Annotated in this window: 18 protein-coding genes; 17 read left to right on the top strand and 1 reads right to left on the bottom strand. The window is 56.8% G+C overall.

Features of this window, described 5'->3' with window-relative positions; translation table 11 throughout:
- The first annotated feature begins 19 nt into the window (after positions 1 to 19).
- The 9 genes from K3767_RS08505 to K3767_RS08465 all read left to right on the top strand — a co-directional run bounded on the left by K3767_RS08505 (position 20) and on the right by K3767_RS08465 (position 8,467).
- Positions 20 to 580 (top strand): RsbRD N-terminal domain-containing protein, encoded by a 561-nt coding sequence (locus K3767_RS08505; RefSeq protein WP_221173161.1) that lies wholly within the window; start codon positions 20 to 22, stop codon positions 578 to 580.
- A 12-nt stretch (positions 581 to 592) separates the two neighbouring features.
- The gene (dsrM, locus tag K3767_RS08500) at positions 593 to 1,606 is read left to right on the top strand and encodes a sulfate reduction electron transfer complex DsrMKJOP subunit DsrM (protein ID WP_221173160.1); all 1,014 of its coding nucleotides are present in this window, start codon (positions 593 to 595) and stop codon (positions 1,604 to 1,606) included.
- A 15-nt stretch (positions 1,607 to 1,621) separates the two neighbouring features.
- A complete protein-coding gene (gene dsrK / locus K3767_RS08495; RefSeq protein ID WP_221173159.1) occupies positions 1,622 to 3,238 on the top strand; it encodes a sulfate reduction electron transfer complex DsrMKJOP subunit DsrK in 1,617 nt (538 codons plus the stop codon).
- A 1-nt stretch (position 3,239) separates the two neighbouring features.
- Positions 3,240 to 3,692, top strand: coding sequence for a sulfate reduction electron transfer complex DsrMKJOP subunit DsrJ (dsrJ, locus tag K3767_RS08490; RefSeq protein ID WP_221173158.1), 453 nt, complete (start codon positions 3,240 to 3,242; stop codon positions 3,690 to 3,692).
- A 30-nt stretch (positions 3,693 to 3,722) separates the two neighbouring features.
- Positions 3,723 to 4,490, top strand: coding sequence for a sulfate reduction electron transfer complex DsrMKJOP subunit DsrO (gene dsrO, locus K3767_RS08485; protein ID WP_221173157.1), 768 nt, complete (start codon positions 3,723 to 3,725; stop codon positions 4,488 to 4,490).
- Positions 4,491 to 4,517: 27 nt separating this feature from the next.
- On the top strand, positions 4,518 to 5,675 hold the full coding sequence (gene dsrP, locus K3767_RS08480; protein WP_221173156.1) for a sulfate reduction electron transfer complex DsrMKJOP subunit DsrP: 1,158 nt from the start codon (positions 4,518 to 4,520) through the stop codon (positions 5,673 to 5,675).
- A gap of 106 nt (positions 5,676 to 5,781) precedes the next feature.
- A complete protein-coding gene (locus tag K3767_RS08475; RefSeq protein WP_221173155.1) occupies positions 5,782 to 7,221 on the top strand; it encodes a cobyrinate a,c-diamide synthase in 1,440 nt (479 codons plus the stop codon).
- 16 nt (positions 7,222 to 7,237) lie between these two features.
- On the top strand, positions 7,238 to 7,426 hold the full coding sequence (locus tag K3767_RS08470; RefSeq protein ID WP_168718899.1) for a ferredoxin family protein: 189 nt from the start codon (positions 7,238 to 7,240) through the stop codon (positions 7,424 to 7,426).
- A 54-nt stretch (positions 7,427 to 7,480) separates the two neighbouring features.
- Positions 7,481 to 8,467 (top strand): hypothetical protein, encoded by a 987-nt coding sequence (locus tag K3767_RS08465; RefSeq protein WP_221173154.1) that lies wholly within the window; start codon positions 7,481 to 7,483, stop codon positions 8,465 to 8,467.
- On the opposite strand, the gene K3767_RS08460 is transcribed toward K3767_RS08465, so the two are convergent.
- Entirely contained in the window at positions 8,464 to 9,030 is a 567-nt protein-coding gene (locus K3767_RS08460) for a macro domain-containing protein (RefSeq protein WP_221173153.1), read from the bottom strand. The two genes, K3767_RS08465 and K3767_RS08460, sit on opposite strands and share 4 nt — an antisense overlap.
- Positions 9,031 to 9,071: 41 nt before the next feature.
- Here K3767_RS08460 and K3767_RS08455 point away from each other — a divergent pair, with 41 nt between their 5' ends.
- Genes K3767_RS08455 through K3767_RS08420 form a run of 8 tightly spaced genes read left to right on the top strand, consistent with a single transcriptional unit; the run spans position 9,072 to position 13,734 of the window.
- Positions 9,072 to 9,596: a methylated-DNA--[protein]-cysteine S-methyltransferase gene (locus tag K3767_RS08455; protein WP_221173152.1), complete on the top strand. Its 525-nt coding sequence runs from the start codon at positions 9,072 to 9,074 to the stop codon at positions 9,594 to 9,596.
- Positions 9,597 to 9,653: 57 nt separating this feature from the next.
- Positions 9,654 to 10,121, top strand: coding sequence for a flagellar basal body-associated protein FliL (gene fliL, locus K3767_RS08450; RefSeq protein WP_221173151.1), 468 nt, complete (start codon positions 9,654 to 9,656; stop codon positions 10,119 to 10,121).
- Positions 10,121 to 11,095, top strand: a complete 975-nt coding sequence (gene fliM / locus K3767_RS08445; RefSeq protein WP_221173150.1) for a flagellar motor switch protein FliM — start codon at positions 10,121 to 10,123, stop codon at positions 11,093 to 11,095. Before fliL ends, fliM begins: the two co-directional genes overlap by 1 nt.
- An 11-nt stretch (positions 11,096 to 11,106) precedes the next feature.
- The gene (gene fliN / locus K3767_RS08440) at positions 11,107 to 11,691 is read left to right on the top strand and encodes a flagellar motor switch protein FliN (RefSeq protein ID WP_221173149.1); all 585 of its coding nucleotides are present in this window, start codon (positions 11,107 to 11,109) and stop codon (positions 11,689 to 11,691) included.
- Positions 11,692 to 11,693: 2 nt separating this feature from the next.
- Entirely contained in the window at positions 11,694 to 11,951 is a 258-nt protein-coding gene (locus K3767_RS08435) for a flagellar biosynthetic protein FliO (RefSeq protein ID WP_221173148.1), read from the top strand.
- Complete coding sequence (gene fliP / locus K3767_RS08430; protein WP_221173147.1) at positions 11,938 to 12,672, top strand: flagellar type III secretion system pore protein FliP; 735 nt, start codon at positions 11,938 to 11,940, stop codon at positions 12,670 to 12,672. Before K3767_RS08435 ends, fliP begins: the two co-directional genes overlap by 14 nt.
- A gap of 13 nt (positions 12,673 to 12,685) precedes the next feature.
- Positions 12,686 to 12,955, top strand: coding sequence for a flagellar biosynthesis protein FliQ (gene fliQ / locus K3767_RS08425; RefSeq protein WP_221173146.1), 270 nt, complete (start codon positions 12,686 to 12,688; stop codon positions 12,953 to 12,955).
- Positions 12,952 to 13,734, top strand: coding sequence for a flagellar biosynthetic protein FliR (locus K3767_RS08420; protein WP_221173145.1), 783 nt, complete (start codon positions 12,952 to 12,954; stop codon positions 13,732 to 13,734). The genes fliQ and K3767_RS08420 overlap by 4 nt, the downstream gene beginning before the upstream one ends.
- Positions 13,735 to 13,736 lie beyond the last annotated feature (2 nt).

Below are 13,736 nucleotides of genomic sequence, written 5' to 3'. Positions count from 1 at the left end.
TGCTTTTAAAGGGGAAGCCATGACCTTAAAAGCGGCCCGTATCCTCAAGGCGCATGAGAGTTCTCTCTTTAAGGTGTTGCGGGAAAAGGTGTATGAGACTTTCCCGAGGGAGACGGTTCGCTTTTTGAAGAGGGAAACCGATCGTTTCGAGAATCCTCTCGGGTATCGGCTGGAGGAGGGGCTAAAGGGTCTGGTAAATCAGCTGGCGGGAGATCTTTCCTGGGAGAGGGTGGATTATTATCTGGACCGTATTATTAAGATCGAGGCGGTTCAGAGTCGCAGGCCGTCGGAGGCGCTGGCTTTTCTCTTTTTTCTGAAGTCAGCGGTTCGGGAGGTGGTAGGGGAGGAGATTTTGCGCCAGTATGGTCCGGAGGCATTGTTGGAGGTAGAGGATCGTATTGATGCTTTTATGCTTCGGGCTTTTAATCAATACATGGAGGCCCGGGAAAGGCTCAACGAGATAAAGTTTCAGGAGTGGAAGAGCCGGCTTTATCTTCTTCTCAAGAGGGCGGGTTATCTTTATGACGAGAGGGAGGGGAGCCTCCCGCCGGAGGCTTCTTATAACGAAAAAACTCACTAGGGGTCGGGATCTATGAATGTGGTAGCCGCATTGGTGGCCGTCATCGGGATGGTTATTTTGGTCTGGTTGGGGGTCGGTGTATTAAAGCTCTACACCCTTTTCGGGGTGGTGGTACCCTACGCAGCCTTTCTTACCTTCCTCATCGGTCTGGTTTACCGGATGGTGAACTGGGCCAAGTCTCCTGTGCCTTTCAAGATCACCACCACCTGCGGGCAGCAGAAGAGTCTTCCCTGGATCAAGCACAGCCGTCTGGAGAGTCCGGCCAACAACTTCGAGGTGGTGTTGCGCATGGCCCTGGAGGTTCTGGCCTTCCGGTCGCTTTTCCGGAATCTGCGGGCCGATCTTCGGGGCCGGAAACTCTACTACGGTTCCAGTAAGTGGCTTTGGCTGGGGGCCATCCTTTTCCACTGGTCTTTCTTCATTATTCTAATTCGGCACTTCCGGCTCTTTTCTTATCCGGTGCCCGGTTTTATTAAGACCCTTGATGCGGTGGATAGTTTCTTTCACATAGGGCTACCTCATCTTTACATGACCGATGTGGCCATTCTGGCCGGTCTTACCTTCCTTCTTCTCCGGCGCCTGGTGGACGCCAAGGTGAACTACATTTCGCACGCTTCGGATTACTTTCCGCTCTTTCTCATCTTCGGTCTGGTGATTTCCGGAATGCTCATGCGGTACTTCCTCCGGGTGGATCTCGTTTCGGTTAAGGAGCTCACCATGGGGCTGGTGACCCTGCATCCCAAGGTGCCGCAGGGGATAGGTCTGATTTTCTTCGTGCACCTTTTCTTCATCAGCGTGCTGGTGGCCTACTTCCCCTTCAGCAAGCTGGTGCACATGGTGGGGGTCTTTTTCAGCCCCACCCGCAACCTTCCCAACGACAACCGTCGGGTGCGGCACATCAATCCGTGGTGGGAGGGTGTTCCGCCTAAGTTCCTGACTTACTGCGAGTGGCAGGAGAAGTTTAAGGACAAGCTTGAGGAGTCCGGGCAGCCCATAGACGAGGACTGTTACGAAAAGAAATCCTAAAGAAGGGGTTGAACCATGGCGCTACCTAAAAGAGACGAGCTCTTGAAGGAAGTAAATTACGATCGGATGCCGGAAAAACACTGGATGGACACCAAGCCGGAGTTTCGTCCGGGCACCTACTGTTATGCCGGCGAACCGGAGGTGGTGAAGGACCTGGGGCTTCCCAATCCCCGCAAGTGGCAGCCCCACGACGAGGACTGGAAGCTTCCCGAGAACTGGAAGGAGATCGTGCTAAACGCCATCCGGGATCGGATGAATCGATTCCGGTCCTTCAAGCTTTTTATGGATATCTGCGTGCGCTGCGGTGCCTGTGCGGACAAGTGTCACTTCTTCCTGGGGACCGGAGATCCCAAGAACATGCCGGTTCTCCGGGCGGAGCTCATGCGTTCGGTGGTCAAGGGGGAGTTTACCCGGAGCGGGAAGCTTTTCGGGCGGCTGGCCGGGGCCCGGAAGCTCACCGAGGATGTAATCAAGGAGTGGTTTTATTACTACTATCAGTGTACGGAGTGCCGCCGTTGCTCGGTCTTCTGTCCCTACGGGATCGACACGGCGGAGATCACCATTCTGGCCCGGGAGATCCTGCACGAGATCGGGGTGAACATCGACTGGATTCTCAAGCCGGTGCGCTTTTCCGCGGAGATCGGAAACCACATCGGCCTTCAGCCGCACACCATCAAGGAAAACATTGAATTTTTGCTGGACGACATCGAGGAGATAACCGGCATTCGTCCCGAGGTGCCCCTCAATAAGAAGGGGGCGGAGATCCTCTTCGTGACCCCCTCGGCGGACTTCTTTGCCGACCCCGGAATCTACACCTTCATGGGTTATGTGCTTCTCTTTCACTATCTCGGTCTGGACTGGACGCTGAGTACTTATGCGGCCGAGGGTGGAAACTTTGGATTTTTTACTTCACACGAGATGATGCGGAAGCTTCACGCCAAGATCTATCACGAGGCGGAGCGTCTGAAGGTCAAGTGGATTCTGGGCGGTGAGTGCGGGCACATGTGGCGGGTGGTGCACCAGTACGAGGACACCATGCTCGGGCCTGCGCCGAAGAACCTGGAGGTGCCCAAATCTCCCATAACCGGTACGGTTTTTGAGCACGCGAAAAGCACCAAGATCGTCCACATCTGTGAATTTACCGCGGACCTCATCGCTCACGGAAAGCTTGAGCTCGATCCCAGTCGGAACGATCACCTGGTGGTCACCTTCCACGACTCCTGCAACACCTCCCGGGGCATGGGTATCTTTGAGGAGCCTCGTTTCATCCTCAGGCATGTCTGCAACAACTTTTACGAGATGCCCGAAAACACCATTCGGGAGAAGACCTTCTGCTGCGGAAGCGGATCCGGTCTCAATACCGACGAATACATGGAGATGCGGATGCGGGGTGGTTTCCCCCGGGCCAACGCCGTGGAATATGTGCACGAGAAACACGGGGTCAATCATCTGGCCTGCATCTGTGCCATTGATCGAGCTACGCTCACACCCCTTATGAAATACTGGGTGCCGGCGGTGAGTGTGGGCGGCGTGCACGAACTGGTGGGTAACGCCCTGGTGATACCGGGCGAAAAGAAACGCACCACCGACCTTCGTTTTCAGCCCTTAAAAGGAGCCGAGGAGGAGGCCTAAAATGTACAACAGCGACAAGGTGATTCCGGGGATTATTATCTTCGTTCTGTTCGTGACGTTTCCCATCTGGTGGAATCACGCCAAGACGGTGGCGGCGCCTCAGCCGGAGTTGCCCAAAGGGCGCTGTGTGGAGTCCAAGGCTTACATGCGCTCGCATCACATGCAGCTTCTCAATCGGTGGCGAAACGAGGCTATTCGGGAGGGGATGCGGATTTACACCTCTTCGGACGGGAAACGTTTTTGGATCAGTCTGCAGAACGGATGTATGAAGTGCCATCACGATAAAAGTAAGTTCTGTGACCGCTGTCACAGGTTTGCGGCGGTGGAGCCCTATTGCTGGAACTGCCACATTCCTCCGGAGACGAAGAAGTTTGAGGAACCCAGGGCCTCCAGGTTACTGCGATTGTTTCATGTGCCGCCTAAACTGGTAGGAACGAAAAATACCGAAGAATAGAGCAGAATTCACGTAGGAGGCAAGGAGACAATGGACAGAAGAAAATTTTTGAAGCTGGCGGCGATTTCGGCGACTCTGGCCGGGGGGGTGCCGGGATTTTTCAACCGGGAGGTGAAGGCCAAGGCATATACGCCACCCCCGGGTGCGCTTACGGCCAGGCGGTGGGGAATGGCCATTGATATAAAGAAGTGCTGGGAACATCCCGAGTGTAATGACTGTATAAAGGCCTGTCATTACATTCACAATGTTCCGCACATCCCGGATCGCAAGCGGGAGGTGAAGTGGATCTGGAAGGATGAATTCGAGCATGTATTTCCGGACAAACCCAATGAATTTAACAATATCCTGCTTGCGCATAAACCCTTTCTTCTGCTCTGTAACCACTGTGAACATCCTCCCTGCGTGCGGGTGTGTCCCACCCAGGCGACCTTCAAGCGGGAAGACGGTATCGTGATGATGGATTATCACCGTTGCATTGGTTGCCGGTTCTGTATGGCGGCCTGTCCCTTCGGGGCCCGGAGTTTCAACTGGGTGGACCCCCGACCCTACATCGAGCACTTCAATCCGGAGTTTCCCACCCGGATGAAGGGTGTGGTGGAGAAGTGTCTCTTCTGTTACGAAAGGCTGGAGAAGGGGCAGATTCCGGCGTGCGTGGAGGCCTGCAAGCACAAGGCGCTGATCTTCGGAGATCTTGAGGACGAGAATTCCGAGATAAGCCGGTTGCTCCGGTCGAGGTTTTCCATTCGCCGTAAGGCTGAACTTGGCACCGGGCCTTCGGTGTTTTACCTGATCGGTTAAAAAGAAAAATAAAGCGAGGGGTGAGCCATGTTTGAAAAGGCTTTGGTAGGGAGCAGAAAATACTGGTTGTGGCTGGCCTTTCTGGGGGTACTTATTCTTATAGGGTTTCTGGCCTTTCTGGCCCAGCTCCAGTACGGTCTGGGTATCACCGGGATGAGCCGGGATGTGTCCTGGGGGTTTTATGTGGCTCAGTTTACCTTTCTGGTGGGGGTGGCGGCCTCGGGAGTGATGGTGGTGCTCCCTTACTATCTTCATAATCATAAAGTTTTCGGGCCGGTTACGGTCTTCGGCGAGTTTCTGGCCATCGCCGCGGTAATTATGTGTCTTCTCTTCATTATTGTGGACATCGGACAGACGCACCGGCTCTTTAATGTCCTGCTCCATCCCACTCCTCATTCCATGCTCTTTTATGACATGATCGTTCTTAACGGGTACCTGGCGCTCAATGTGATTTGCGGGTGGGCGGCTCTTCACGGGGAGTACAAGGGGGTGAAGTATCCCCGTTGGGTGGTGCCCTTCATATACCTTTCTATTCCCTGGGCGTTTAGCATCCACACGGTTACGGCTTTTCTGTACGCCGGTCTTCCCGGAAGACACTTCTGGCTTACGGCCATTATGGCTCCCCGGTTTCTGGCTTCGGCTTTCTGTTCGGGTCCGGCTCTTCTTCTCATTGCCCTTCTCATTGCTCAGAAGGTCTCCCGTTTTCGTGTGGATCCCATGGCCATCGATACCCTGAGTAAGATCATCACCTATGCCCTTCTGGCCAATATCTTCTTCTTCGGTTGTGAGCTCTTCACCGCTTTTTACAGTAACATTCCGGGACATAAGGCCTCCCTCATTTATCTCTTTAGAGGACTTGAGGGGCATGCGGAGTGGGTGATTTTCATGTGGATGGCCTGGCTGCTAATGGCGGGGGCGGCTCTACTGCTCGTAATCCCGGCGACCCGTAAGAACATAAATACCCTGGTTCTGGCCTGTATCATGCTTTTTATCGGGGCCTGGATTGACAAGGGTATCGGGCTTCTTACGGGTGGTTTTACCCCCACTCCTTTTGAGACCGTTACTCCCTATCGTCCCACGGTACCAGAGCTTTTAATCTCGCTGGGTATCTGGGCGGTTGGTTTTCTGATTATGACCGTGCTTTTCAAGATTGCCGTGGCCGTAAAGGAAGCTCGTGCTGCCTAGATTTTGAATAATCAATGTTCAGAATCTTTTATGCCCGGAGAGGAAGGATCTCCGGGCTTTTTTATTTTTGCCTTCGGGAAGATTTGAAGCTAAAGTAGGACCGATTATGATTTCGATTCCACGCCTTGTCATATCGGCCCAGAAGGGGGGAGCGGGAAAGACCCTTCTCACCCTCGGTCTCCTCCGGGTCTTATCCCGGAGGGGGTATCGTGTGGCTCCCTTCAAGAAAGGGCCGGATTACATCGACGCCGGCTGGCTTTCTCGGGCATCCGGGCATCCCTGTCGGAACCTGGATCCCTTCCTCATGACGGACCGCCAGATTCTGAGGCTCTTTTCGGTGGGGGCACGGGGAGCGGATCTGGCGGTGGTGGAGGGCAACCGGGGACTATTCGACGGAGTGGATCTCGAGGGCTCGTGCAGTACCGCCCGTCTGGCCCGTCTCCTTCGAGCTCCGGTGATCCTGGTTCTGGATTGTACCAAGGTTACGCGGAGTCTCGCGGCTCTGGTTCACGGATTCCAGAGTTTTGAAGAGGGGGTGGTTTTACGCGGAGTGGTGCTCAACCGCGTGGCCCGGGTCCGACACGAAACCATCATCACCCGATCCATCGAACACTACACCGGGGTACCCGTTTTGGGAGCTCTACCCAGACTCCGGTTCCCTTTTCCGGAAAGACATCTAGGTCTGGTGCCCTGGCAGGAATTCCGGGCCGAGGAGGAGCTTTTCGGAATGCTGGAGGAGGTCCTTCTGGAAAACCTGGATCTGGATAGGGTTCTGGAGATTGCCGGAGATGCCTCTCCCCTGAATATATCCGGGGAGGGTCTGTGGGAAGCCTCCTCCGAGCTTTCCGGAATGCGCATCGGTGTTTTGCGGGATCGGGCCTTTCAGTTTTATTATCCGGAAAATCTTGAGGCCCTGGAAGTTCTGGGGGCAAAGCTGGTCTATCTCGACGCCCTGCGGGATGCGCGTTTGCCCGAGATTCATGCCCTTTACATAGGTGGAGGGTTCCCGGAAACGCAGGCCGAGGCCCTTTCCGAAAATCGTTCCTTTCTCCGGGATCTGCGCGAGGCCGGAGAGGAGGGACTGCCCATCTATGCGGAGTGCGGAGGACTGATGTATCTAGGGGAGACGGTCTCCTGGAAGGGGCGGAGCTTTCCCATGTGCGGGTTGCTTCCCATTGATTTTGAGGTCCGCGAGAGGCCCGTGGGACACGGGTACACGGTGGTGCGGGTGCGGGAGGAAAACCCCTTCTATCCGGTGGGGGCTCTCATTCATGGGCATGAATTTCACTATTCTCTTCCCCGTATAAAGGATCCCGGGAGAGTGCGGCTGGTGCTGGAGGTGGAGCGGGGTTTCGGTTTCGACGGGCGATGTGACGGAGCGGTTTACAAAAGGATTTTCGGCACTTATACTCATGTCCATGCGGTGGCAACTCCCCTGTGGCTGGAGGGGATGGTGAAGGTCCTGCGGGGGAAAAGCTCTGCTGGAGCCTGGGGCAGGACCCTCTCCCTCAGCGGAGGGGTGGGTAAATCCAATTTTAAAATCTAAAGGAAGGAGGTTGGTTATGTTCGAGATCACCATCAACTACGACACCTGTGATGCGGATCAGGAGTGCATCAACGCCTGTCCGGCCCAGGTCTACGACGAGGGTGAGGACGGCAAGCCCGTGGTGGCCCGGCCGGAGGACTGCCTGGGGTGTGAGACCTGTGTGGAGGTGTGTCCCACGGGCTCCATCACCGTGCAGGAGGTCTAGAAAACTGCGGGGGGCGCAGGCCCCCCGGTTAATTTTTGAATTTGAAACCCTGATTTGTATCTCGCCCGTAAGCGTACCGCAAAGGGTTATCGTTATTATCTTCGCGTTTCCGTAAAGAAAGGAGCTTGCTGGGAGGCGCGGGATCTCCTCTGCCTGGGGGAAGATCCTTCGGCTTACCTTCGCTACCCCGGTGGCAAGGCCTTTTATGTATCCGAGGAGCTGGAGGAGACCCTTCGAGACCTGGGGGTGGAGACCGACCAGTGGGAACTGGAGCGGATCTTTTTCCGGTTCGTGAAACCGGAAATCCGGGAGTATCTTCGCCCCTATGTGGATCGTTCCCGCCCTCGTGCTCCGCGCTTCAGTCGCAGGGAACAGTTGCGTCTTCAGGCCACCCTGCATCCCTTCGATTGCCGCAGGCTCGTCTTTCTCAAGCTCGGGTCCGGGCGTTCGGAACTTGTGCTGCGAAAGCCCCTCCCCTTCCTGAACCAACTCCTGGAGAAAAGCCGGGACGAGATCGAACAGCTCCTCTGGGACTACGAGGACAGATTGCGTCCCCGGGAGGTGGTGAGCTACATCTATCACGCCTTCGCCCTCTGGGATTACTTCCCCGGGGCTCTTACCCGTTATTTTCCCGAGGCCCGTCTTCAGAAAGATCTCGACGAGGCCTTTCTGCGGGCCCTGTGTGAGACGGCCCGGGACGAATCCTACCGCATGGGGCTTTCCGAGGAGGAGGTCCTGCGGGACTATCTTTCCCGTTATGTGATTCTCTACTTCGACACCACCGAGGCCCAGAGACGCTTTTTTGAGGAAAGCCGGAGCGGGCGCTGGGCCCGCCGGGAGGTCCTGGTTCGAGCGGCCCGTTACTTCGGGCTTTCCCCGGAGGCTTTAGAAAAAATGGGCCGAAGGGAGCTTCTGCGCCTCTTCCGGGAGCGGGCCAAGGAACTTCATCCCGATCGCGGCGGAAGCAAGGAGGCCTTCATCCTCCTGCGGCGCATCTTCGAGGAACTCATGGAGGCCCTGGGCTACCGCCGCAGATTCTAAAATTCCTCGATGGAACCCCCCTCGGTTTCCGCAAGGCGGGCGAGGGCCTCCTTGTAGGCGGAAAAGGCCTTCTCTCCCCAGAGCACCATCCGCACCAAACGGGGCTTTTCGTTCTCTTTGAGAAACTCCGCTATGGTCCGCAGGGCGATGGGGGCGGCCTCCTCAAGTGGATAACCGTAGGCCCCGGTGGAAAGGGAGGGAAAGGCCACTGAATCGAGCCCCAGCTCCAGGGCCCTCCTGAGGGATTCCCGATAGGCGCTTTCGAGAAGCTCCGGTTCTCCGCTTCGTCCATCCCGATAAACGGGTCCCACCGCGTGGATCACATAGCGGGCCTTCAGACGCCCGGCTCCGGTGACCACCGCACCCCCGGTGGGACAATGCCCTATCTTCCGGGCTTCCTCGGCGATGCTCGGCCCTCCCTTGCGATGGATGGCTCCGTCCACCCCTCCGCCGGGAATCAGCCGTTCGTTGGCAGCGTTTACGATGGCCTCGGTGTCCTGCTCGGTAATGTCCCCCTGGACGAGCTCCAGTACCTTTTCCCCTAACCGTATCCTTACGCCCATACCCCCACCTCCCGAAAAATTTTGTTTATAATATAATTCGAATGCGCTGTTGTGCCGATCTGGAATTCCGGGGCCGCAGGATTACCCTTCTTTTTGAGAACGGAGTTCTCCGCCGCGTTATTCTGGGAGGGGCGGACTTTGAGGGGATTCCCCGGGCCCCGGGGGGCCTTCTCACGCCCTTTCGCCGGGAGTTTGAGGCCTATTTCGAGGGGCACCGGGACTATCCGGACTGTCCTTACCTCCTGGAGGGATCTCCTTTTTTTCGCCGGTGTCTGGAGATCCTTCGCAAAATTCCCCGGGGAGAGGTGCGCACCTACGGATGGCTGGCCGCGGAGGCGGGGCGGCCCGGGGCGGCCCGGGCCGTGGGGAGGATCCTGGCCGCCAATCCCCTCCCTCTCCTCTTCCCCTGCCACCGGATAGTGGGAAAGAAGAACCTCGGGGGATTTTCCGCGGGAAGGGACTGGAAGGAATTCCTCCTCGACCACGAGAAGGCCTTGCCTTTCCGGGGGTCTTCTGACACCTCTGTCGTTTTTTTGACGCAGAAGAGGGAAAGACGGGCCCCTTAGAGGCCCGATGGGGTTTGGTATGAGGTTTGCATAAATTCAAAACCAGGGAGGTTGGTGATGGCTGAGGAGAAGAAAGGCGGGGGCAAGAAGTTACTTATTTTTATCGTTATAGGGGTGGTGCTTCTGGTGGGGGCCGGGGTGGCGGCTTACTTTCTGCTTTTTTCCAAACCGGCCCCTCCGCCGGAGGAGACGCAGCAGGAGGCTCAACCCCAGGAGCCGGAGGTGGGTCCCTTTTTACAGCTCAATCCCTTCGTGGTGAATCTGGCCGATCCCACCGGACGCCGGTACCTTCGGGTGAAGATCGCCCTGGAGCTTAAGGACGAAAAGGTCCTTTCCGAGGCCAACAACCGCATTCCCCAGATCAACGACACCATTATTATGGTCCTTTCCTCGAAGACGGTGGAGGAGGTCCTGGCCCCGGAGGGCAAGTCCGAGCTTCGTTTCGAGATAATGAACAAGCTCAATCAGCTCCTCGGGCCCGGTACGGTCCGGGGGGTTTACTTCACCCAATTCGTGGTGCAGTGATGGACAAGGTTCTCACCCAGGAAGAGATAGACGCCCTTCTGGCCGGCCTCGAGGGCGGGGCGGTGGACACCACCCCCGAGCCTCCCAAGGAGGAGGGGGTTCGTCCCTTCGACTTTCGACACTATGCGGTCTCAACCCGGATCAAGATCCCCGGTTTCGAGGTCATCAACGAACACCTGGCCCGGGGGCTCCGGATGGGCTTTTCCACCCTTCTTCGGGAGATCGTGGAGGTAAACAGCGAACCCATCCAGATGGAAAGATTTCGCGACTTTCTGAATCGCATCCCGGTGCCCACCTCCATTCACATCTTCCGTCTGGAACCCCTGCGCGGGCAGGCCCTGCTGGTGATCGACGCTCCTCTGGTCTTCGCCTTCGTGGAACGCTTCCTGGGTGGAGGGGAACGAAAGCTCATCAAGGTGGAGGGGCGGGAGTTTACCACCATCGAACAGCGCCTCATCCGGCGGGTGGTGGATCACATATTTCAGGAGCTCGAGCGGGCCTGGAAGGGGATTCAGCCCATCAGGTGCAAGTATGTGCGCGGGGAGGTCAATCCCCAATTCGCCCGGGTCCTCCAGCCGGAAGAGATCGTGGTGGTGTGTAACTTCGAGGTGGACATCGAGGGCATCACCGGAAAGATCGCCTTCTGTTATTCCTTCGGCACCCTTCAGCCCATCAAGAGCAAGCTTTACGCCCCCTATCAGGTGGAGGAAACCACGGATCCCTACTGGCAGAAGCAACTCGAGGAGATAATTTTTTCCACGGAGGTGGAACTCAGGGGCTATCTCGGGCATGCCGGTATAAAGATTAGAGATCTTCTCTCGCTAGAGCCCGGAGATGTTCTGATTCTTGAGGAGAAGGCGGGCGAACCCCTCACCGTGACCATTGAGAACATTCCCAAGATAAAAGGGGAACTGGGGATTTACCGCAAATACAAGGCCATCAGGGTGAAGGAATTTATTCAGCTCAGGGAATAGGAGGATTCGTCATGAGTGAAGATCTTAGAGAGGAAACCCGGGAGGATCTCGGTCAGGAGGCCTCTCAGGAATCGGAGGTTCCCTCCGGGACTCCGGAGGCCGGGGAAGAGACCGCCGGAGAGGGGGCTTCGGGAGAGAAGTCCGGAGAGGGGTCCTCGGAGGAGGACCTCATGGCCATGTGGGAGGAGGCCTTAAAGGAAGCCGGCGGTGAAGGAGGAAGTGACGCGTCCTCTTCGGAGGATTCTCCGGAGGAGGCTGCGCCGGCCGGAGAAGCCATCGAAGTGGCTCAGCCGGAGCTCAAGGAGTTCAAGGAGGCACCTGCCGAAGGACCTCATCCGGATCTTGAGTTCATCCTGGACATACCCCTTGAGGTGTGGGTGGAGATAGGACGCACCAAGATGCCCATAAATGATCTCCTCAAACTCACCCAGGGATCCATCATCGAGCTTAACAAGATGGCCGGGGAGCCGGTGGAGATCTATGTGAACGGGAAGCTCATGGGACGGGGCGAGGTGGTGGTGGTGAACGATCGTTTCGGGGTGCGACTTACCGAGATCCTGAGCCCTCAGGAGAGGATACGAAAACTCGGGGAATAGAGATGCCGGTTTCGGTGTATCTGAAGGTTCTGGGGGCCACTTTTCTGGTGCTCGGAATGTTTCTGGTATTCTTTTACCTTCTGCGCCGGGGGCGTCTCAGGCTTTCCGCGGGAAGCGGAGAGATAGAAATTCGGGAGATTCGTCCTCTGGACTTCAAGAATCGTCTGGTTCTCGTCCGGGTGCGGGGAAGTCTTTTGCTTCTCGGCCTTTCGGAAAAGGCGATATCCTTTCTCAAGGAGTGGCCGGATGAAGAAACTTAGGTGGCTCACCCTTTTCCTCCTGTGGAGCCCTCCGGCCCTGGCGGTAACCCTCCCCGCGGTGCGTCTTTCCCTGGAGCCCGCCAAGGGGCCCGAGCAGGTGGCCCCGGTGCTCCAGATCCTCCTTCTCCTCACCGTGCTCTCCGTGGCGCCGGCCCTTCTCCTCATGCTCACCTCCTTTACCAGGCTGGTGGTGGTCTTCAGCCTTCTCCGTCACGCCCTAGGGACCCAGCAGACCCCGCCCAACCAGGTGCTAATCTCTCTGGCCCTTTTTTTAACCTTTTTTATAATGGCTCCGGTCTTTCGGGAGGCCTATCAGCGGGGCATTCAGCCTTACCTGGATCATCAGCTCACCGAGGAGGAGATGTTCCGGGAGGCCCTCAAGCCCTTTCGACAGTTCATGCTGAAAAACACCCGGGAGAAGGATCTGGCCCTTTTCGTGAAGATCCGGGGGGAAAAACGCCCCCGCAACCCCGGGGAGGTCTCCACCCTCTCCCTCATCCCGGCCTTTATGATCAGCGAACTGCGCACGGCCTTTGAGATCGGTTTTCTTCTCTACATCCCCTTTCTAGTCATCGACATGGTGGTTTCGAGCGTGCTTCTTTCCATGGGGATGCTCATGCTACCGCCCATGATGATTTCCCTTCCGCTGAAACTGCTTCTGTTCGTCCTGGTGGACGGCTGGAACATCCTGGTGGGGTCTCTCGCCCGAAGTTTCTTCTGAGAAGGAGGCAACCATGACCGAGCAGACCGTGGTCTATCTGGCCCGCCAGACCGTGGAACTTACGCTTCTACTTTCGGCCCCCATGCTCATCGCCGGTCTGGTGGTGGGGCTCATCATAAGCATCTTTCAGGCGGTAACCCAGATCCAGGAGATGACCCTTACCTTCGTTCCCAAGATCGTGGCCGTCCTCGTGGCCCTTCTCGTGACCTTCCCCTGGATGATGAGGAAACTCCTGGAATTCACCCAGAACATCATCCTGAACATCCCGGGTTTTATAAAATGAAGGGGGATCTTCTGGCTCAACTGGTTCCCTGGGCCTACAGTCTGGTTCTGGTTCTGGTGCGAATCTCTTTTTTCCTTTTTTTCATGCCCCTTTTCGGGAGCGTGACCCCTCCTCCGGTGCGGGCGGCCTTTTCCCTGATCCTGTCTCTGGCCCTGATCTTCGTGCTTCCGGCCCCGCTCACCCCCCCGGCCTCTCCCCTGGAGGTGGTTCTCACCCTCGTTATCGAGGCCCTTCTGGGCCTTTCCTTGGCCTTTCTCCTGAGGGTGATCTTCGCCGGAATTCAGCTCGGGGGAGAGCTGGTGGGAATGCAGATCGGTTTCGGGGTGGCCCAGGTCATCGATCCGGTGACCGGCGTTCAGGCCCCCATCCTGGCCCAGCTTACCTATCTCCTGGCCTTTCTCCTCTTTCTGGTGCTTGATCTGCACCATCCCTTTCTTCTGGCTCTGGGGGAGGGCCTGCGCCACCTTCCTCCCGGAAGCCTTAAGGCGAATCCCCGCCTCTTTCTCTTTCTCGTGCAGGAGGGGCGGACCGTATTTGAGGTCTCCCTCAAGATCCTGGCCCCGCTTCTCGCCTTCATGCTCCTGGTGCAGATCGGACTGGGGGTGGTATCCCGTTTCGTGCCCCAGATAAACATAATGATCGTGAGTTTTCCCCTTACCGTCGGGCTGGGACTCTTCTTTTTCGGACTAACCCTGATGCTGGTGCCCCGGGTCCTTTATCCGGCCTTTGAACACGCGGTGAGACTCTTTCCGGTTTTGCTTAAGGCCTTCGGAGGTTAGGG

The sequence above is a fragment of the Thermosulfurimonas sp. F29 genome, from assembly GCF_019688735.1.
Lineage (GTDB): Bacteria > Desulfobacterota > Thermodesulfobacteria > Thermodesulfobacteriales > Thermodesulfobacteriaceae > Thermosulfurimonas_A.
The sequence above is the reverse complement of the archived record's forward strand: the minus strand, read 5'-3'. Positions and strand labels throughout refer to the sequence as shown.